Source organism: Pseudomonas jinjuensis (assembly GCF_900103845.1).
Classification (GTDB): Bacteria; Pseudomonadota; Gammaproteobacteria; order Pseudomonadales; family Pseudomonadaceae; genus Pseudomonas; species Pseudomonas jinjuensis.
The window spans coordinates 108886-127179 of the sequence record NZ_FNIJ01000007.1; the positions used below are offsets into that span (position 1 = coordinate 108886).

Genomic DNA, 18294 nt, shown 5'->3' on the forward strand with positions numbered 1-18294 from the left:
GGGGCCCTGGCGCGCAGATTCCTGTCCGGAATTGTGGACAGCGGATTTCAGTACGGCGGATAGCCGGCGAGCGCCTGGCGGGCTGCTTCGTGCAGGCCGTCGGACTGCTCCTTCTGGCTGCCGCCGGCGTCGAATTCCGCGCTGCCGCTCCAGACGCGCTGGCCATTGCGGGCATCGATCATCTCGATGCGCAGCACGCCGACCTGCACGACGTAGGTACGGGTGACCGGGAAGGCCGCGCCGTAGCCGTACCAGGGATCGTGCCAGCCGTAGTAGCCGTAGGACGCGCCGTAGTAGTCGGTGACCTGGCGGGTGCGCATCTCGCTGCTCAGGCGTGCGTCGACGCGCAGGTCCGGCGCGTTGCCGGGGCGCGCCGGGCGCAGGCCGACGCGGTCGAGCTGCTGGCTCACCGCGTCCTGCAGCGGCGTGCCGTAGGCGCCGGCCGCCTCCGTGGCGCCGCTCCAGTTCCACGAGCGATAGCGGCCGTAGTCCAGCGGCGCGGCGGGATAGCTGCCGGGGTCGAGCCCGGGATTGGCTGCCGACGGTGGCGCCGGCGGATAGGGCAGGGCGGTGGCGGTGTAGGGATTGCCGGCCTGGCAGGCGGCCAGGGCGGCAAGCAGCGGCAGGAGGATCAGGCGAGGCATGGCGCACTCTCGCGGACGGAAGACTTCTTCCGATTCTGCGCCTAATCCACTGGCCGGCACAGCCAGTGCAGGTAGCGGCCGAGATTGGCGAAGGCCGGATGGCGGCGGTATTCCACCTCCATCTCCAGCAGGTCCAGCGGCTCGGCCCTGCTCTGGAATTCCACCGGCATGTAGTCGTGGAACACCCGCACGCCGCTGCGCGCCTCGATGCGCCAGGCGCCGGTCATGGCCGCTTCCAGCTCGCGCGGGTCGAGCGGCCGCTGCGGGGTGAGGCTCTGTCCCTCGCCGGCGAAGCGATGCTTGCGCAGCTTGCGGAAGTGGCCCTTGAGCAGGTTGCGGTAGATCAGCGCGTCGCGGTTGTAGAAGGCCAGCGACAGCAGGCCGTCGCGGCGGGTGAGCTGGCGCAGCACCGGGAGGATCGCCTGGGGTTCGGCCAGCCATTCCAGCACCGCGTGGCAGACCACCAGGTCGTAGGGCTGGTCGAGCTGGCCAAGCAGTTCCTGCCACGGCGCCTGGATGAAGGTCGCCTGCTGGCCGGCCTCGGCGAACTGCCGGCGGGCGCCTGCGAGCATGGGTTCGGCGGGTTCGGCGAGGGTCACCTGATGGCCGCGCCCGGCCAGCCACAGCGACATGTGGCCGAGCCCGGCGCCGACGTCGAGCACCCGCAGCGGCCGCTCCGGCAGCGCCTCGGCGAGGTCGGCCTGGAGCACGGCGAGGCGGATCGCGCCTTTGGCGCCGCCGTAGATCTTCTCGGCGAAGCGCGTCGCCAGTTCGTCGAAATGGCGGTCGCTCATGGGCGGAACCGCCGTTCGCTGTCGGCCAGCTTGGCGCGCACCACCTGTTCCATGTCGATGCCCAGTTCCGCGCAGAGCAGCAGCAGGTAGAGGACGATGTCGCCGACCTCCTGGCCGGCGTGCTCCAGTTGGTCGGGCGGCAGGCGGCGGGATTCGTCCTCGCCCAGCCACTGGAAGATTTCCACCAGTTCGGCCATTTCCACGCTGGCGGCCATCGCCAGGTTCTTCGGGCTGTGGAAGCGCTTCCAGTCGTTGTGGTCGCGGATCGCGTGCAGGCGCGCGGTGAGTTCGCTGAGGTTCATCGTGGGACTCCTGATTCGGCCCCTAGCTTCGGCCTTCGCGGCTCAGGCATCAAGGGTTCGCCAGCTGCCGGCCATGTGCGGCAGATCCTCCTTGCCGACCAGGCTGAACTGCCCGTCAGGCCCGGGGGCGCTGGCCAGCAGGGTCAGGCTGGTGGGCAGCAGCACCGGTTTCCGGAAGCGCGCCTCGACCTGGTAGCCGGCCCTGGGCAACTGCGGCTGCAGCGCCGCCAGGCTGCGCGCCTTGTTCCACAGGCCGTGGGCGATGGCCTGCGGGAAGCCGAACAGTTTCGCGCTGGCGGCGGACAGGTGGATCGGGTTGTAGTCGCCGGACACCCGCGCGTAGCGGCGGCCGATGTCTTCCGGCGCGTCCCAGCGGTCGAGCAGGGCCAGCGGCAGGGCGTCCTCTTCCTCGCGACTTGGCGCCGCGCCCTCGATCTGCAGGCCGCGGAACAGCACGCGGCTGTCGCCTTCCCAGAGCAGGCCGAGCGGGTCGTGCAACTGGGTGAGGATGCTGAAGGTAACCCCCTTGGCGTGCGGCTGCAGGTCGTCCACGCGCACGCTGACCTCGGCGCTGGCGAGCCCGCCGAGCGGCCGGACCACGCGGATGCGGTTTTCCAGGTGCACCAGGCCGAGCAGCGGGAAGGGGAAGCGTTCCTCGGTGAGCAGCGCCATCTGCAGGGGGAAGGCGAGGATGTGCGGGTAGGTCGGCGGCAGCAGGTGGTCGTCGGCGAAACCGCAGACCTGCCGGTAGCGCTCCAGATGCTGCGGGTCCACCCTAACCTGGCTGCGCAGGCCGTGGCCGGGCAACTGGCGGCCACGCATGCCGCGGCGCACGGCTGCTTTGGCGAACAGGCCGGGCAGGGCGGGCGGAGTGGGCAGGTCGATCCATTCGGTGGACATCGGACTTCTCCTTGCGCGGGCTTGGCCGGAGGGTATGTCAGTACGGTGAACTTTCCTACCAGCACTTGCGTACTATCTTGAGTGGTTGTCGGAAGCTGCCCTAAGATGGCCGGCTCATGGATAACAAGAAAAAACGCCATGTATGAATTGACTGACACTGGGGCGCCTGTGCGCCTGACGGTCGATGCGCTGGGGAGCTGCATCGATCCACCCGGCCGCAACACCGACCTGGTCTGCCAGGTGCGCGAGCTGATCGGCGAACTGCTGGTCAACGGCGGCGCCACCCTCGAACGTGTCGCCGACCGCCTCGGCATGACCGTGCGGCGCCTGCGCGACGCCCTGGCCAAGGCCGGGGTCGGCTTCAACGACCTGCTCACCGACTACCGCTCGCAACTGGCCATGCAACTCCTGCTGGAGACCGACGAGCGCATCCAGGTGATAGTCGAGCGCACCGGTTTTTCCGAGCCGAGCACCTTCTACCGGGCGTTCAAGCGCTGGGCGGGGGAGACGCCGGTGGAGTTCAGGAGGCGCGGGAGGATTCCTGTGGCCTCGTGATTGCCTGTTCCCTCAAGCCCCCAACACACTCAACCCACACACCCGCAACACCTGTCCCGTCACCGCCCCGGACCCCGGCTGCGCCAGCCAGGCGACTGCCTCGGCGACGTCCTGCGGCAGGCCGCCCTGGCCCATGGCATTCATCCGCCGGCCGGCCTCGCGGTAGGTCAGCGGCATGGCGGCGGTCATCCGCGTCTCGATGAAGCCCGGTGCGATGGCGTTGATGCTGATGCCGCGTCCGGCCAGCGCTGGCGCCCAGGCCTCGGCCAGGCCGATCAGCCCGGCCTTGCTGGTGGCGTAGTTGGTCTGGCCGAAGTTGCCGGCGATGCCGCTGACCGAGGCCATCAGCACCACACGTCCGTCGTCGTGCAGCCGGCCGGCGTCGAGCAGCGCCTGGGTCAGTACCTGCGGGGCCTGCAGGTTGACGGCGATCACCGAGTCCCAGAATTCCTCGCTCATCTTCGCCAGGGTCTTGTCGCGGGTGATGCCGGCGTTGTGCACGAGGATGTCGACGCCTTCCGGCAGCGCCTCCACCAGCTTCTCGCCAGCATCCGCCGCACCGATGTCCAGCGCCACGCCACGTCCGCCCAGGCGCGCGGCGAGGGCGTCGAGTTCGTCCTGTGCCTGCGGCACGTCGAGCAGGGTGACCATGGCGCCGTCGCGCGCCAGGGTTTCCGCGATGGCCGCGCCGATGCCGCGGGCGGCGCCGGTGACCACCGCATGCCTGCCGGCCAGCGGCCGGCTCCAGTCGGTGACCTGCGCGGCGCAGGGCGACAGCTGCATGACCTGCCCGGAGATGTAGGCGCTCTTCGGCGAGAGGAAGAAGCGCAGCGCGCCTTCCAGCTGGTCCTCGGCACCGGCGCCGACGCGGATCAGCTGCACGGTGCCGCCGTGGCGGACTTCCTTGCCCAGCGAGCGCATGAAGCCTTCCAGGCTGCGCTGCACGCTGGCCGCCAGCGGGTCGTCGAGGGCTTCCGGCGGGCGGCCGAGGATCACCAGGTGCGGGCAGGTTTCCAGGCTCTTCAGCGCCGGCTGGAAGAAAGCGCGCAGTTCGGCGAGGTCCTCGAAACGGCTCAGCCCGCTGGCATCGAACAGCAGCGCCTTGAGCTTCTGGCCGGTCCACGGCGCCAGGCCGGGCTGGCCTTCGGCGGGGGTGAACAGGCTGTCGGTCAGGCGCGGGGCGATGGACAGCGCCGTATCGAGCAGCCCGCCGCGTCCGCCGACCAGCAGCGCGCCCTCCAGCGGACGGTTGCGGCCGGAACGCCAGCGCTCCAGGCGCACCGGGGCGGGCAGGCCGACGGCGCCGACCAGGCGGCGGCCGACGCGGGAGTTGGCGAATGTCATGTAGCGATCGGTCATGAAGCAACCTCGTGGGTACTGGAACAGCTGACCATGGGACGGCGCCGGCGGTTCGGATCGATCCACGCCCGCGCCGCGCGAACGGGCTAAGGTTAGCCTGTGCCCCCACCCGCGCCATCCAAGGAGTCCTGCATGACCGAGCCGCGCCGGGTCGCCATCGTCGGCGGCAACCGTATTCCCTTCGCCCGCTCCAACACCGTCTACGCCACGGCGAGCAACCAGGAGATGCTGACCTCCGCGCTGGACGGCCTGGTGGAGCGCTACCGGCTGCACGGCGAGCGCCTCGGCGAGGTGGTCGCCGGCGCGGTGCTCAAGCACTCCCGCGACTTCAACCTGACCCGCGAATGCGTGCTCGGCTCGCGCCTGTCGCCGCAGACGCCGGCCTACGACGTGCAGCAGGCCTGTGGCACCGGGCTGGAAGCGGCGATCCTGGTGGCCAACAAGATCGCCCTCGGGCAGATCGACTGCGGCATCGCCGGCGGCGTGGATACCACCTCCGACGCGCCGATCGGCGTCGACGAGGGGCTGCGCAGGATCCTGCTGGCGGCCAACCGGGCGAAGACCACCGGCGACAAGCTGCGGGCGTTGCTGCAGATGCGTCCGTGGCATCTGAAACCGCACATCCCGCGCAACGGCGAGCCGCGCACCGGCAAGTCGATGGGCGAGCACTGCGAGCTGATGGCGCAGGAGTGGAAGATTCCCCGCGACGAGCAGGACCGCCTCGCCTACGAAAGCCACCTCAAGCTGGCCGCCGCCTACGCCGAGGGCTGGCAGAACGACCTGATGACGCCGTTCCGCGGCCTCAACCGCGACCAGAACCTGCGCCCGGACATCGACCTGGGCAAGCTCGCCGCGCTCAGGCCGGCGTTCGACCACAGCGCGCGGGGCACGCTGACCGCCGGCAACTCCACGCCGCTCACCGATGGCGCCGCGGTGGTGCTGCTGGCCAGCGAGGAATGGGCGAAGGCGCGCGACCTGCCGATCCTCGCCTGGCTGCGCGACGGCGAGGCGGCGGCGGTGGACTACGTCAGCGGCGCCGAGGGCCTGCTGATGGCGCCGGTCTACGCCGTGCCGCGCCTGCTGGCGCGCAACGGCCTGAGCCTGCAGGACTTCGACTACTACGAAATCCACGAAGCCTTCGCCGCCCAGGTGCTGTGCACCCTCAAGGCCTGGGAGGACGCCGACTACTGCCGCACGCGCCTCGGCCTGGAGCAGCCGCTGGGCGCCATCGACCGGGCGAAGCTCAACGTCAAGGGCGGCTCGCTGGCGGCCGGCCACCCCTTCGCCGCCACCGGCGCGCGGATCGTCGCCAACCTGGCGAAGCTGCTGTCCATGGCGGAACAGGGGCGCGGGCTGATCTCCATCTGCGCGGCGGGCGGCCAGGGTGTGACCGCGATCCTCGAAAGGTAATCCAATACCCGAGGCGGCCATTGGCCGTCCTCGCGATGTAAAGCAACTCCGTGACTTCAGGCGGTACCGTGCACGCGGTACCGCCTTTTTTTCGTCCATAGGGCGCCGGAATGTCCCGGAATTCCTGACCTGTAGGAGCCAGCTTGCTGGCGAATCCGGAGTTACCGGCAACCACCGGGCAGCCGGCAGAGATGGATGATCGCCAGCAAGCTGGCTCCTACGAAAAGCGCACTGCGCTGTCTGGGCGCGCTGCCGTTCGTCCGCTACCCGCCGCGCATCGGCCAGGCGGTGGCATGGCTCAAGGGGAGCGGGGGTGTGGCTTCCTATACTTGATGAGTCCCATCGTTGTTGCGGGCTCCTGCCATGTCCCTCCAGAGCATCCGCCCGGCCGCCGTTGCCGGCTTCTTCTATCCCGGAGAACCCCACGCCCTCGCCGCCCAGTTGCGGCAGATGCTGGATCACGCCGACGCCCCGTCCGGCGCGCCGCCCAAGGCGCTGATCGTGCCCCACGCGGGCTACGTCTACTCCGGCCCCATCGCCGCCCAGGGCTATGCGCAGCTGGCGCCGCTGCGCGACGTGGTGCGCCGTGTGCTGCTGCTCGGGCCGAGCCACCGGGTGGCCTTCGAGGGTGCGGCGCTGCCGGCCGCCTCGGCCTTCGACACGCCGCTCGGGCGGGTCGAGGTGGACGTCGAGGCCGTCGCCCGGCTGGCGGCGCTGCCGGGCGTGCTGGTCGACGACCGCGCCCATGCCTTCGAGCACGCGCTGGAGGTGCAGCTGCCGTTCCTGCAGACGGTGCTGGAGGACTTCCGCATCGTCCCGCTGACCCTCGGGCTGGTCGAGCCGAAGGTCGTCGCCGCGCTGCTGGACGAACTGTGGGGCGGGCCGGAGACGCTGATCGTGGTCAGTTCCGACCTGTCGCACTACCTGGAGTACCAGCAGGCCCGGCGCATCGATGCGGGCAGCGCCGAGCACGTCATGCAGCTGCAGGCCGATCTCGATCACGAGCAGGCCTGCGGCGCCACCGGCATCAACGCGCTGCTGCTCAGCGCCCGGCGCCACCAGCTGACGCCGCATCTGCTCGACCTGCGCAATTCCGGCGACACCGCCGGCGATCATTCGCGGGTGGTCGGCTATGCCTCGTTCGCCTTCAGCGAAGCGCCGGCCGTCCAGCGCCTCGAACCGGACGTCGATCGCCAGGCGCTGGGGCGTGCGCTGCTCGGCCAGGCGCGCGACGCCATCGACGAGTGCCTGGGTCTGGCGCGCTTCGCCGCCCCGGCCGAGCATCAACTGCTGGATGAGCCGGGCGCCTGCTTCGTCACCCTGACCCTGGAAGGCCAGCTGCGCGGCTGCATCGGCCGGCTGGTGCCGGAGCGCTCGCTGCGCGAGGACGTGCGGGCCAACGCCCGCGCCGCCGCGACCGAGGACCCGCGCTTCCTGCCGCTGAGCGAGGCGGAGTGGGCGGAGACCCGGCTGGAGGTTTCGCTGCTCAGCCCGATCCACTACCGCGCCTGCCCCGACGTGGACAGCGCGCTGGAGCTGATCGAGCCGGGCGTGCACGGCGTGGTGCTGGAAGGCGGCGGCCAGCGCTCGACCTTCCTGCCGCAGGTATGGCAACAGTTGCCGGACCCGCGCGAGTTCCTCCAGCAGCTGTTGCAGAAGGCCGGGCTGAGTTACTGGCCGGCCGACATGCAACTGGGCCTGTACCGCGTCTGGGCGCATCATGAAAGGAGCGATGTCCTTTGACTGGACCGCCCGCTCGCGGGCGGTGCGAGGTGATCCATGAACCATCCCGGCCGTTGGTGGCATGCGCTGGAGGATGGCCGTATCCAGTGCGACCTCTGCCCGCGCGAATGCAAGCTGCATGACGGGCAGCGCGCGGCCTGCTTCGTGCGCATGCGCGAGGGCGACCAGGTGGTGCTGACCACCTACGGGCGCAGTTCCGGCTTCTGCATCGACCCCATCGAGAAGAAGCCGCTCAACCACTTCCTGCCGGGCTCCAGCGTGCTGTCCTTCGGCACCGCCGGCTGCAACCTGGCGTGCAAGTTCTGCCAGAACTGGGACATCTCCAAGTCCCGCGACATGGACCGCCTGATGGACTCCGCCGCGCCCGACGCCATCGCCCGCGCCGCCCGCGAGGTGGGTGCGGCGAGCGTGGCCTTCACCTACAACGACCCGGTGATCTTCGCCGAATACGCCATCGACATCGCAGCGGAATGCCGCAAGCTCGGCGTGCACAGCGTGGCGGTGACCGCCGGCTACATCGGCCGCAGCGCGCGCGGGGAATTCTATGCGGCGATGGACGCGGCCAACGTCGACCTCAAGGGCTTCACCGAGGACTTCTATACCAGGTTCTGCGGCGCGCACCTGGCGCCGGTGCTCGACACCCTGCAGTTCATCCACCACGAGACCGACACCTGGCTGGAGATCACCACCCTGCTGATCCCGGACGCCAACGACAGCGACGCGGAAATCACCGCGCTGTCGCGCTGGGTCGCCCGCGAGCTGTCGCCGCAGGTGCCGCTGCACTTCACCGCCTTCCACCCGGACTTCAAGCTCACCGACCGTTCGCGCACGCCGCACGAGACGCTGCTGCGCGCCCGCCGCATCGCGTTGGACGAGGGTTTGCAGCATGTGTACGTGGGCAACGTGGTCGACCTGGAAGGCGCGACCACCTACTGCGCGCAGTGCAAGGCGCCGCTGATCGTGCGCAACTACTACGCCATCGTCGATTACCGGCTGGGCGAGGACGGCTGCTGTCCGGATTGCGGCAGCCGGCTGGTGGGTCACTTCGACAGCCGCGCGGGGCATTTCGGCAATCGGCGGATTCCGGTGCGGTTGGCTTCCTGACGCGCCCGCGTCATGCACCCTACGCGGGACGTGAACCCGTAGGAGCGGGCCATGCCCGCGACCCGCCGGGATGTCGCGCGCATGGCGCGCTCCTACGAAAGCGCGAGGCGGATTTCTTATCGTTCCCGTGCCCAGACGGCGGTGGATAACGCTGGCGCGTTATGCACCCTACGCGGGCACGAACCTGTAGGAGGCGGATGCGCCAGCAAAAGTGTTCCGCTCCCTTGCACCCTGGCTGTTCCTTACCCCCTCCACTGTCGGCTCCTAGAATGGACCTTCCCCTCTGCCTGCCGAGCCCGCCCCCATGTCCGCCCCCGCACGCGTCTCGCTGACGCTGATCGCCGCCTTCTTCGCCCTGTATTTCATCTGGGGCTCGACCTACCTGGCGATTCTCGTCGGCGTCGAATCCTGGCCGCCGATGCTGATGGCCGGCTGCCGCTTCCTCGTTGCCGGCGCGCTGATGTTCGCCTGGATGCGCTGGCGCGGTGCGCCCTGGCCGACGGCGCGGGAGTGGGTCAACGGCGGGATGATCGGCATCCTCCTGCTCAGCTGCGGCAACGGCGGCGTGACCGTGGCCGAGCACTGGGGCGTGGCGTCCGGCGTAGCGGCGCTGGCGATCGCCACGGTGCCGCTGTTCACCCTGCTGTTCGGCATGCTCTTCGGCCAGCGCAACACCGTGCTGGAATGGTCGGGCATCGCCTTGGGCCTCGGCGGCATCTTCCTGCTCAACCTCGGTTCCAACCTGCAGGGCAGCCCGGCCGGCGCCGCGCTGATCCTGTTCGCCGCCGCGGCCTGGGCCTTCGGCTCGGTGTGGAGCCGGCGCCTGCCGCTGCCCGCCGGGCCGATGGCCAGCGCGGTGGAAATGCTCGTCGGCGGCGCCGCGCTGCTGCTCGCCAGCGCGCTCAGCGGCGAGCGCATGACCCAGCTGCCGACCTTCGCCGGCTGGATGGCCTGGGCCTACCTGGTGGTGTTCGGCTCGATCGTCGCCTTCAGCGCCTACATGTACCTGCTCGACCACGTGCGCCCGGCGGCGGCGACCAGCTACGCCTACGTCAACCCGGCGGTGGCGGTGCTGCTCGGCGTGATGTTCGCCGGCGAGCACATCGGCATGGCGGAGGCGCTGGCGATGGCGGTGATCATCGGCGCCGTGGTGCTGATCGGCCTGCCGCAGTGGCGCGCCCGGGCGGAGGCCCAGGCGCAGGTGGAGGGCGGCTGAGCGCCTGTCCGCGTCAGATCACGAAGAACCCGTGGGTGCCGCCGCCGGTCTCGCGCCAGCCGGCCAGGCAGCCGTCGAGCAGGGCGACGTCGAGGTAGCCGAAGTCCACCAGCCGTTGTGCGGCGATCTGGGCGAGGCCTTCGCCGTCGTCGTAGAGGGTGATCGCCGTATCGCGCCGGGGAATCCGCGCGAACACCTCCAGTTCCAGCTTCGACAGCGGAAGGTTGGCGGCGAACAGCGGATGCGCCTGGGCGAACGGATCCTCCTCGCGGACGTCGACCAGCGCCACCTCGCGGCTGTCGAGCAGGGCGGCGCGGATATCGTGGAAGGTGCGGCGGGCGAACCGGGTCATTGCGGATTCTCTTTCGACAGGTTCCAGAGATTGGGCAACAGGCTGTTGGAATAGCCGGAGATGAAGGGTTTCTCCCCACCCTCGGCGGTGTAGACGGCGCGGCGCACGGCGCCGATGTTAGCGCCGTAGACGTGGATGCTGATCGAGCTGCGGTCGTTGTAGGCGTTGCTCACCTGATGGATGTCGCCGATACGCGGCGACACCGCTTCCACCTCGCCCGGTTCCAGCCGATGTGGTTCGCCGGTGGGCTGCAGGCGGCTGTCGGCATCGAAGGCGAACGGCTGCGAATACTCCGCGCCGCGCAGCATGCCGATCAGGCCCCAGACCCGGTGGTCGTGGACCGGCGTGCGCTGGCCGGGGCCCCAGACGAAGCTGACCACCGAGAAGCGCTGGCGCGAATCGACGTGCAGCAGGTACTGCTGGTAGCGCTCGGGATCGGGCCGGGCGAAGGCCTCGGGCAGCCAGTCGTCGTGGCGGACCAGTTCGGCGAGCAGCGGGCGGGCGTTGTGCAGCAGCGCTGCTTCGTCGGGTTGGGTGTCGATCAGTGCCGCCAGGTCGCCGATGAAGGCGCGCAGGCGGTCGAAGCGGAGGGGGACGGACATGGCGCGAATCCTTGTGGCCGGGGATGCAAATCACGGTAGCAAAAGGATCTTTATTCATGAAGTGCAATTTGAATATAAGCTAATATGCGTAGATTGCATCTAGTGCCGGGATAGCCATGAAAATCGACGATATCGACGCCTTCGTCGCGGTAATCCGCTGCCAGTCCCTCAGCCAGGCGGCGGAAAGCCTGCAACTGACCCAGTCGGCCATCACCCGCCGCGTGCAGAGCCTGGAAGAGTCGCTGGGCGTGGAACTGCTCGACCGCAACACCAAGCCGCTGAAACCGACGCTGATCGGCCTGCGCGTCTACCAGCAGTGCCGCCAGGTGCTGCGCGAGGTCGACGGCCTGCGCGAACTGGTGGCCGGCGACACGCCGCCCAGCGGCGTGCTGCGCCTCGGCGTGCCGCAGAGCATCGGCGAGCTGGTGCTGCCGGATGCCCTGCGCCGGCTGGGCGACGACTACGCCGGGCTGCGCGCGCAGGTGACCACCGGCTGGGGTGGCCAGTTGCTGGAGCGCATGCAGGACGGCGAGCTGGATGCCGCCGTGGCGCTGTTCCCGCCGAGCAAGGTGTTCCCCGACAGCCTGCAGGCCGAAGCGCTCGGCGGCATGCGCCTGCGCGTGGTCGCCGCGCGCGACGGCGGGATCGATGCCACGCGGCTGGCCGACTGCTACCGCCACGGCTGGGTGCTCAACCCGGATGGCTGCGGCTTCCGCGCCGGCCTGCAGCGGACGCTGGCCGACCAGGGGCTGAACCTGCAGGTGAACCTGGAAACCTTCGGCAGCGAGCTGCAGCTCGGCCTGGTCGCCGAAGGCCGCGGGCTCGGGCTGGTGCCGGCGCCGGTGCTCGAACGCAGCCGCCATCGCGAGGCGCTGCAGGTACTGGCGCTGCAGGATTTCCAGCCGCAGATCGAACTCTGGCTGGTGCATCCGAAGGCGCTGGGCAGCCTGCTGCCGGTGGTGCGGCTGTTCGGCGCGGCGGTGGCGGAGGGGTTGCAGCCGCGCGGTTGAGCGCACGAGGTCGCGGGCAAAGGCCTTCGCGAGCAAGCTCGCTCCTACAGGAGGCACTGCTCTTCGTAGGAGCGAGCTTGCTCGCGAACGCTGGCGACGCCAGAAGCTTCGCGAGCAAGGACTGGGCGTCCCCCCCTCGGTCCTGCGGGGGCTTTCGTCGCGTCATAAATTAATTCCCAAAAATTATTTACTCTTAATTTTTTATAACTGTAATCTTCATTTTACCGGACCACCGGACACCCATTACGACTATGTCCCGTGGTCCGTCCTCGCTCAGGAGGCGGCACCCGTCGCCCCTGAGGAGTTCAGCATGTCCCGCAATCGATTCCTGCGCCGCGTTGCCGTCGGCCTTGCCGCTTCCGCGGCGCTGTTCGGCACCGTCGCCGCCCAGGCCGACATCACCCTCGGCTACCAGACGGGCATCGACCCGACCAAGGTTCCCCAGGCCGACGGCACCTATGAAAAGGCCATCGGCGAGAAGCTCGACTGGCGCCGCTTCAACAGCGGCGCGGAAGTGATCGCCGCCATCGCCTCCGGCGACGTGCAGCTCGGCAACCTCGGCTCCAGCCCGCTGGCTGCCGCCACTTCACGCGGCCTGCCTATCGTCGCCTTCATCGTCTCCGCGCAGATCAACTCCGCCGAGGCGCTGGTGGTGCGCAACGGCAGCAGGATCGACAAGCCCGAGGACCTGGTTGGCAAGACCATCGCCACGCCCTTCGTGTCCACCTCGCACTACAGCCTGCTGGGCGCGCTGAAGCACTGGAAGATCGACCCGGCCAAGGTGAAGGTGGTCAACCTCAATCCATCCGAGATCGCCGCCGCCTGGCGTCGCGGCGACATCGACGGCGCCTTCGTCTGGTCGCCGGCCCTCGGCGAGATCAAGAAGAGCGGCAAGGTACTCACCGATGCGGCGGAAGTCGGCCAGTGGGGCGCGCCGACCTTCGAGGTGTGGGTGGCGCGCAAGGACTTCGCCGAGAAGCACCCGGAAATCATCGCCAGATTCGCCAAGGTCAGTCTCGACGCCTTCGCCGACTACAACGCGCACAAGGCCGAGTGGACCGCCGATTCCGAACAGGTGAAGAAGATCGCCCGGCTGACCGGAGCCGATCCGAAGGATGTCCCCGAACTGCTGGCCGGCTCGGCCTTCCCGGAGGCCAGGGAACAGCTGTCCGGCAACCTGCTCGGCGGCGGCACGGCGAAGGACATCGCCGGCACCGCGGCCTTCCTCAAGGAGCAGAAGCGCGTGCCCGCCGTTCTCGACGACTACTCGCCGTATGTCAGCGCGGAGTACGTGCGCAAGGCGGAGTCGGTGCAGGTGGGGCAGCGCTGAGTTCTTCCTTGTAGGAGCGAGCTTGCTCGCGAACACCGGCCGGCTCCGAAGCTCAGTCCGGTTCGCGAGCAAGCTCGCTCCTACGAAGAGCGAAGCGCGAGCATTCCTTCTCACCCTGCGGAGGCAGAATCCATGAGCCGTCTGACGGCCGAGGCCGTGAGCCTCTCTTTCCAGCAGCACGGGCGCACGCGCCAGGTGCTGCGCGACCTGAACCTGAGCCTGGCCAAGGGCGAATCGCTGGTGGTGCTCGGTCCGTCCGGTTGCGGCAAGTCCAGCCTGCTCAATGTGCTGGCCGGTTTCCAGGCGCCGGACAGCGGCCGAGTGCAGATCGACGGGCGCACCCTCGAAGGCCCCGGCGGCGAGCGCGGCGTGGTGTTCCAGGATGACGCCCTGATGCCCTGGCTGAGCGCGCTGGAAAACGTCGCCCTCGGCCTGCGCATCCGCGGCCTGGGCAAGGTCGAACGCGAGGCGCGGGCGCGTGAGGTGCTGGCGCTGGTCGGTCTGCAGGACCACGCCGACTACGGCATCTCCCAGCTTTCCGGCGGCCAGCGGCAGCGTCTTGGCCTCGCCCGCGCGCTGGCGGTGGAGCCGGATTTCCTCCTGCTCGACGAACCCTTCGGCGCCCTCGACGCGCTGACCCGCGAGCGCATGCAGGTGCTGACCCTCGACCTCTGGCGCAAGACCGGCAAGGGCCTGTTCCTCATCACCCACAGCGTCGACGAGGCGCTGTTCCTCGCCACCGACCTGCTGGTGATGGACGGCCCGCCGGCACGCATCGTCCGCCGCCTGTCGCTGGACTTCGCACGGCGCTACGCGGCCGGCGAACCGGTGCGCTCGATCAAGGCCGACCCGGAATTCGCCCGCCTGCGCCAGGCATTGCTGGACGAGTTCCTTGAACAACCGGAGGTGGAACATGCCCACTGAAGCGCTGGCCGCAAAACTCCCGGAGGTGGTCCGCAAGGCGTGCCCGAGGGACATCGACCGCCGCTGGGCCGCCGCCGGTTCGCTGGTCGTCATCGCCGGCCTGTGGTGGCTGGCGACCCATCTCGGCTGGGTCGACACCCTGTTCCTGCCGGCTCCCGAACAGCTCTTCGAAGCCCTGCAACGCCTGCGCGCGGAAGGCTACGTCGACGCGAGCCTGTGGCAGCACATCGGCACCAGCCTGCTGCGCGTGCTGCTGGCCCTCGGCGCCGCGGTGCTGACGGCGATCCCGCTGGGCGTGGCGATGGGCCTGAATCCCCTGGTCGGCGCCGCGCTCGATCCGCTGGTGGAGTTCTACCGGCCGATCCCGCCGCTGGCCTACCTGCCGCTGATCGTCATCTGGTTCGGCATCGGCGAGCTGTCCAAGGTGCTGCTGATCTATCTCGCGCTGTTCGCGCCGCTCTTGATCGCCACCGCCGCCGGCGTGCGCCGGGTGGACAGGTCGCGCATCCAGGCGGTGCGCTGCCTCGGCGCCAACCGCTGGCAGGTGGTGCGCCACGTGGTGCTGCCCAGCGCCCTGCCGGAAGTGCTGACCGGCCTGCGCATCGCCCTCGGCGTCGGCTGGTCGACCCTGGTCGCCGCCGAACTGATCGCCGCCAACCGCGGCCTCGGCTTCATGGTGCAGTCCGCCGCGCAGTTCCTTGCCACCGATGTGGTGGTGCTGGGGATACTGCTGATCGCGGGCATCGCGCTGGCGTTCGAGCTGGGGTTGCGCTGGATGCAGAAGAGGCTTGCTTCGTGGGAGTGAGCCAAGAGCGCCCCCACCCGAACCATCAATTGAGCACCGAACATGAACATCGAACCCCTAAGCCCCGCCCTCGGCGCCGTAGTTACCGGCATCGACCTCAGCCATCCCCTCGACGACACCCAGCACCGCTCGATCGAACAGGCCCTGCTGCAACACCAGGTCCTGTTCTTCCGCGACCAACCGCTGCAACCCGCCCAGCAGGCACGCTTCGCCGCACGCTTCGGCGACCTGCACATCCACCCGATCTACCCCGGCGTGCCGGAACAGCGCGAGGTCATCGTCCTCGACACCGCCATCACCGACATGCGCGACAACGCCATCTGGCATACCGACGTGACCTTCCTGGAAACCCCGGCCCTCGGCGCCGTGCTGGCGGCCAAGCAGGTGCCGGCCTATGGCGGCGACACCCTGTGGGCCAGCGGCACCGCCGCCTTCGAGGCGCTGTCGAAGCCGCTGCAGAAGCTGCTCGACGGACTCACCGCGACCCACGACATCAGCAAGTCCTTCCCGCAGGAACGCTTCGGCGCCACCGACGCCGACCTCGCCCGGCTGGAGCAGGCGCGCCGCGATCATCCGCCGCGGGTGCATCCGGTGCTGCGCACTCACCCGGTCACCGGGCGCAAGGCGCTGTTCGTCAACGACGGCTTCACCATCCGCATCAACGAGCTGGAACCGGCGGAAAGCCGGGCGCTGCTGGAATTGCTGTTCGCCCACGCCAGCCGCCCGGAGTTCACCGTGCGCTGGCGCTGGAAGGCCAACGACGTGGCCTTCTGGGACAACCGCGTGACCCAGCACTACGCCACCGACGACTACCGGCCGCAGCGTCGGGTGATGCACCGCGCGACCATCCTCGGCGACCGGCCGTTCTAGCGGCCTGGCCGTCGAACTGTAGGAGCGGGCCATGCCCGCGATTCGCGCGCATGGCGCGCTCCTACAAAAAAGCGGGCCTGTGACGACGGCGGATAACGCTGGCGCGTTATTCGCCCTACGCGCTACGACAGGTTCGCGACGCGCACGGGCGCGCTTGATGCATGGCATGGAAGTCATGAATCCGCCCGCCGCCGGGTCGTCTTCGCCTCGCCGCGAGGGAGGGGCTGACCTACTCTTGCCAGACTGCTGTCCAAGAGACCCACTCCATGCGCGATCGGATTCCCGACGAAGCCAGCCTGGCCGAACTGACTTTTCGCGGCCTGGTGCTCGGCGCCCTGATCACCGTCGTCTTCACCGCCTCCAACGTCTACCTCGGCCTCAAGGTCGGCCTCACCTTCGCCTCGTCGATCCCTGCGGCGGTGATTTCCATGGCGGTGCTGCGCTACTTCTCCGGCTCGAACATCCTCGAGAACAACATGGTGCAGACCCAGGCCTCGGCGGCCGGCACCCTGTCGTCGATCATCTTCATCCTTCCCGGCCTGCTGATGATCGGCTACTGGAGCGGCTTCCCGTTCTGGCAGACGGCGGCGATCTGCTCCATCGGCGGCATCCTCGGCGTGCTCTACACCATCCCGCTGCGCCGGGTGATGGTGGTGCAGAGTTCGCTGCCCTATCCGGAAGGCGTGGCCGCGGCGGAAATCCTGCGGGTCGGCAGCCAGGACGAGGACGACGGTTCGCCCAGGGCGGTGGCGAAGAGCGCCCCGGGCCTGCGCGACATCCTCGGCGGCGGCCTGGTGGCGGCGCTGTTCAGCCTGTTCAGCTCCGGCTTCAAGCTGCTCGCGGAAAGCTGCAGCTTCTGGATCACCGCCGGGCAGACGGCGTTCCGCCTGTCCACCGGCTTCTCCCTGGCGCTGGTCGGCGCCGGCTACCTGATGGGCATCACCGCCGGCATCGCCATCCTCATCGGCCTGGTGATCGCCTGGGGCGTCGCGGTGCCGCTGCTCACGGTGAACAGCGTTCCGGCCGCCGGGCAGGGCCTGCCGGAGCTGGCCACCCAGCTGTGGAGTTCGCAGGTGCGCTTCCTCGGCGCCGGCACCATCGGCGTCGCCGCGCTCTGGACCCTGGCCTCGCTGTTCAAGCCGATGGTGCGCGGCGTCTGGTCGTCCCTGGAGGCGGTGCGCGGGGTCAGCGAAGTGAGCGGGCTGCGCACCGAGCGTGACATGCCGGCGCACTGGATCCTGACCATCGCCGGCTTCCTGCTGCTCGCGCTGTTCGTGGTGTTCGGCTACTTCCTCGAACAGGCCGCGCCGGACATGGTCGGCTGGCAGTTCTGGGGCCTGCTGACGGTGTGCGTGGTGTTCGCCTTCTTCTTCGGCTTCCTGATCGCCGCCGCCTGCGGCTACATGGCCGGCCTGGTCGGTTCGTCGAGCAGCCCGATCTCCGGCATCGGCATCATCGCGGTGATCCTGGTGTCGCTGCTGATCCTCGGCGTCGGCAGCCTGGAGCAGGGCTTCCTCGGCCGCCTCGACGGCAAGCTGGCGATCGCCTTGGCGCTGTTCACCACCTCGGTGGTGCTGGCCATCGCGGCGATCTCCAACGACAACCTGCAGGACCTGAAGACCGGCTACCTGGTCGGCGCCACGCCCTGGCGCCAGCAGGTGGCGCTGATCGTCGGCTGCCTGGCCGGCGCGCTGGTGATCCCGCCGGTGCTGGAACTGCTCTACAGCGCCTACGGCTTCACCGGCGCCCTGCCGCGCCCGGGGATGGACCCGGCGCAGGCGCTGGCGGCGCCGCAGGCGACCCTGTTGACGGCGATCGCCAGCGGGATTTTCCAGCACGCGCTGAACTGGAACATGATCCTCATCGGCATCGCCCTCGGTATCGCGCTGATCCTGGTCGACGTGGTGCTGCGCCGCAGCACCGGCAAGGCCAGCCTGCCGGTGCTGGCGGTGGGGCTGGGCATCTACCTGCCGCCGACCATCGGCATGACCCTGTTCATCGGCTCGCTGCTGGCCTGGCGCCTGGAGATCGGCCTGCACCGCCGCGCGCTGCTGGCCGGGGTGGCGGAGGAGCGCTACGCCGAGGAGCCGAAGCGCCGCGGCGTGCTGCTGGCCTCGGGGCTGATCGTCGGCGAGAGCCTGATGGGCATCTTCCTCGCCGCGCTGATCGGCGCCAGCGGCAAGGACGCCCCGCTGGCGCTGGTCGGCGCCGGCTTCGAGGACACCGCGCAATGGCTGGGGCTGGCGGTGTTCCTGGTGGTGTGCGTGCTGTTCTACCGCAAGGTGATGAACGGGACGGACGAGGCGGAGGGGGTTACCCGGCAGCGGTAGTTTTGTGGCGGATTTCATCCGCCCTACGCGGAACACAGGGGGGC

General features: G+C 69.4%; 16 protein-coding genes and 2 pseudogenes. 11 read left to right on the forward strand and 7 right to left on the reverse strand.

All coding sequences use genetic code 11. The features are described from left to right. Positions 1 to 47: 47 nt before the first annotated feature. Genes BLR75_RS11760 through BLR75_RS11775 form a run of 4 tightly spaced genes read right to left on the reverse strand, consistent with a single transcriptional unit; the run spans position 48 to position 2640 of the window. The gene (locus tag BLR75_RS11760; RefSeq protein ID WP_084314162.1) at positions 48 to 644 is read right to left on the reverse strand and encodes a DUF4136 domain-containing protein; all 597 of its coding nucleotides are present in this window, start codon (positions 642 to 644) and stop codon (positions 48 to 50) included. 41 nt (positions 645 to 685) lie between these two features. Then, positions 686 to 1438 carry a methyltransferase domain-containing protein gene (locus BLR75_RS11765; protein ID WP_084314161.1) on the reverse strand — a complete coding sequence of 251 codons (753 nt, stop codon included), beginning with the start codon at positions 1436 to 1438 and terminating at the stop codon, positions 686 to 688. Then, a complete protein-coding gene (locus tag BLR75_RS11770; protein WP_084314160.1) occupies positions 1435 to 1740 on the reverse strand; it encodes a nucleotide pyrophosphohydrolase in 306 nt (101 codons plus the stop codon). Before BLR75_RS11770 ends, BLR75_RS11765 begins: the two co-directional genes overlap by 4 nt. A gap of 42 nt (positions 1741 to 1782) precedes the next feature. Then, positions 1783 to 2640, reverse strand: a complete 858-nt coding sequence (locus tag BLR75_RS11775) for a MaoC family dehydratase (protein WP_084314159.1) — start codon at positions 2638 to 2640, stop codon at positions 1783 to 1785. A gap of 225 nt (positions 2641 to 2865) precedes the next feature. Between BLR75_RS11775 and BLR75_RS11780 the strand changes: the two are divergent. Next, positions 2866 to 3195, forward strand: a pseudogene (locus tag BLR75_RS11780) (helix-turn-helix transcriptional regulator); the annotation flags it as partial. A gap of 12 nt (positions 3196 to 3207) precedes the next feature. Here BLR75_RS11780 and BLR75_RS11785 read toward each other — a convergent pair. Then, positions 3208 to 4554 (reverse strand): 3-oxoacyl-ACP reductase, encoded by a 1347-nt coding sequence (locus BLR75_RS11785; protein WP_084314157.1) that lies wholly within the window; start codon positions 4552 to 4554, stop codon positions 3208 to 3210. Positions 4555 to 4686: 132 nt separating this feature from the next. On the opposite strand from BLR75_RS11785, the gene BLR75_RS11790 reads away from it, so the two are divergent. From BLR75_RS11790 to yedA, 4 genes are all read left to right on the forward strand, one after another. Further along, a complete protein-coding gene (locus BLR75_RS11790; RefSeq protein WP_084314156.1) occupies positions 4687 to 5964 on the forward strand; it encodes an acetyl-CoA C-acetyltransferase in 1278 nt (425 codons plus the stop codon). 363 nt (positions 5965 to 6327) lie between these two features. Next, positions 6328 to 7707: an AmmeMemoRadiSam system protein B gene (amrB, locus tag BLR75_RS11795; RefSeq protein ID WP_084314155.1), complete on the forward strand. Its 1380-nt coding sequence runs from the start codon at positions 6328 to 6330 to the stop codon at positions 7705 to 7707. 36 nt (positions 7708 to 7743) lie between these two features. Further along, on the forward strand, positions 7744 to 8811 hold the full coding sequence (gene amrS / locus BLR75_RS11800; RefSeq protein WP_084314154.1) for an AmmeMemoRadiSam system radical SAM enzyme: 1068 nt from the start codon (positions 7744 to 7746) through the stop codon (positions 8809 to 8811). A 304-nt stretch (positions 8812 to 9115) separates the two neighbouring features. Beyond that, a complete protein-coding gene (gene yedA / locus BLR75_RS11805) occupies positions 9116 to 10027 on the forward strand; it encodes a drug/metabolite exporter YedA (protein ID WP_084314153.1) in 912 nt (303 codons plus the stop codon). A gap of 40 nt (positions 10028 to 10067) precedes the next feature. Here the strand turns inward: yedA and BLR75_RS11810 are convergent. Continuing rightward, a pseudogene (locus tag BLR75_RS11810) lies at positions 10068 to 10379 on the reverse strand (rhodanese-like domain-containing protein); the annotation flags it as partial. Beyond that, a complete protein-coding gene (locus BLR75_RS11815) occupies positions 10376 to 10981 on the reverse strand; it encodes a 3-mercaptopropionate dioxygenase (RefSeq protein WP_084314151.1) in 606 nt (201 codons plus the stop codon). The gene BLR75_RS11815 and the pseudogene BLR75_RS11810, both read right to left, overlap by 4 nt. Positions 10982 to 11097: 116 nt before the next feature. Between BLR75_RS11815 and BLR75_RS11820 the strand changes: the two genes are divergently transcribed. The 6 genes from BLR75_RS11820 to BLR75_RS11845 all read left to right on the forward strand — a co-directional run bounded on the left by BLR75_RS11820 (position 11098) and on the right by BLR75_RS11845 (position 18250). Next, positions 11098 to 11991 (forward strand): LysR family transcriptional regulator, encoded by an 894-nt coding sequence (locus BLR75_RS11820; protein ID WP_084314150.1) that lies wholly within the window; start codon positions 11098 to 11100, stop codon positions 11989 to 11991. Positions 11992 to 12301: 310 nt separating this feature from the next. Beyond that, positions 12302 to 13321: a taurine ABC transporter substrate-binding protein gene (tauA, locus tag BLR75_RS11825; RefSeq protein WP_084315547.1), complete on the forward strand. Its 1020-nt coding sequence runs from the start codon at positions 12302 to 12304 to the stop codon at positions 13319 to 13321. 132 nt (positions 13322 to 13453) lie between these two features. Further along, complete coding sequence (locus tag BLR75_RS11830) at positions 13454 to 14245, forward strand: taurine ABC transporter ATP-binding protein (RefSeq protein WP_084315545.1); 792 nt, start codon at positions 13454 to 13456, stop codon at positions 14243 to 14245. Beyond that, complete coding sequence (locus BLR75_RS11835) at positions 14235 to 15050, forward strand: ABC transporter permease subunit (protein ID WP_084315543.1); 816 nt, start codon at positions 14235 to 14237, stop codon at positions 15048 to 15050. Before BLR75_RS11830 ends, BLR75_RS11835 begins: the two co-directional genes overlap by 11 nt. 42 nt (positions 15051 to 15092) lie before the next feature. Next, complete coding sequence (gene tauD / locus BLR75_RS11840) at positions 15093 to 15920, forward strand: taurine dioxygenase (RefSeq protein ID WP_084315541.1); 828 nt, start codon at positions 15093 to 15095, stop codon at positions 15918 to 15920. 266 nt (positions 15921 to 16186) lie between these two features. Continuing rightward, a complete protein-coding gene (locus tag BLR75_RS11845; RefSeq protein ID WP_084315539.1) occupies positions 16187 to 18250 on the forward strand; it encodes an OPT family oligopeptide transporter in 2064 nt (687 codons plus the stop codon). Positions 18251 to 18294: the final 44 nt, after the last annotated feature.

Bases quoted from the DNA above. Each gene is read 5' to 3' on its own strand.
- BLR75_RS11760 (WP_084314162.1), bottom strand. From the start codon at position 644: ATGCCTCGCCTGATCCTCCTGCCGCTGCTTGCCGCCCTGGCCGCCTGC.
- BLR75_RS11765 (WP_084314161.1), bottom strand. From the start codon at position 1,438: ATGAGCGACCGCCATTTCGACGAACTGGCGACGCGCTTCGCCGAGAAG.
- BLR75_RS11770 (WP_084314160.1), bottom strand. From the start codon at position 1,740: ATGAACCTCAGCGAACTCACCGCGCGCCTGCACGCGATCCGCGACCAC.
- BLR75_RS11775 (WP_084314159.1), bottom strand. From the start codon at position 2,640: ATGTCCACCGAATGGATCGACCTGCCCACTCCGCCCGCCCTGCCCGGC.
- BLR75_RS11785 (WP_084314157.1), bottom strand. From the start codon at position 4,554: ATGACCGATCGCTACATGACATTCGCCAACTCCCGCGTCGGCCGCCGC.
- BLR75_RS11790 (WP_084314156.1), top strand. From the start codon at position 4,687: ATGACCGAGCCGCGCCGGGTCGCCATCGTCGGCGGCAACCGTATTCCC.
- amrB (WP_084314155.1), top strand. From the start codon at position 6,328: ATGTCCCTCCAGAGCATCCGCCCGGCCGCCGTTGCCGGCTTCTTCTAT.
- amrS (WP_084314154.1), top strand. From the start codon at position 7,744: ATGAACCATCCCGGCCGTTGGTGGCATGCGCTGGAGGATGGCCGTATC.
- yedA (WP_084314153.1), top strand. From the start codon at position 9,116: ATGTCCGCCCCCGCACGCGTCTCGCTGACGCTGATCGCCGCCTTCTTC.
- BLR75_RS11815 (WP_084314151.1), bottom strand. From the start codon at position 10,981: ATGTCCGTCCCCCTCCGCTTCGACCGCCTGCGCGCCTTCATCGGCGAC.
- BLR75_RS11820 (WP_084314150.1), top strand. From the start codon at position 11,098: ATGAAAATCGACGATATCGACGCCTTCGTCGCGGTAATCCGCTGCCAG.
- tauA (WP_084315547.1), top strand. From the start codon at position 12,302: ATGTCCCGCAATCGATTCCTGCGCCGCGTTGCCGTCGGCCTTGCCGCT.
- BLR75_RS11830 (WP_084315545.1), top strand. From the start codon at position 13,454: ATGAGCCGTCTGACGGCCGAGGCCGTGAGCCTCTCTTTCCAGCAGCAC.
- BLR75_RS11835 (WP_084315543.1), top strand. From the start codon at position 14,235: ATGCCCACTGAAGCGCTGGCCGCAAAACTCCCGGAGGTGGTCCGCAAG.
- tauD (WP_084315541.1), top strand. From the start codon at position 15,093: ATGAACATCGAACCCCTAAGCCCCGCCCTCGGCGCCGTAGTTACCGGC.
- BLR75_RS11845 (WP_084315539.1), top strand. From the start codon at position 16,187: ATGCGCGATCGGATTCCCGACGAAGCCAGCCTGGCCGAACTGACTTTT.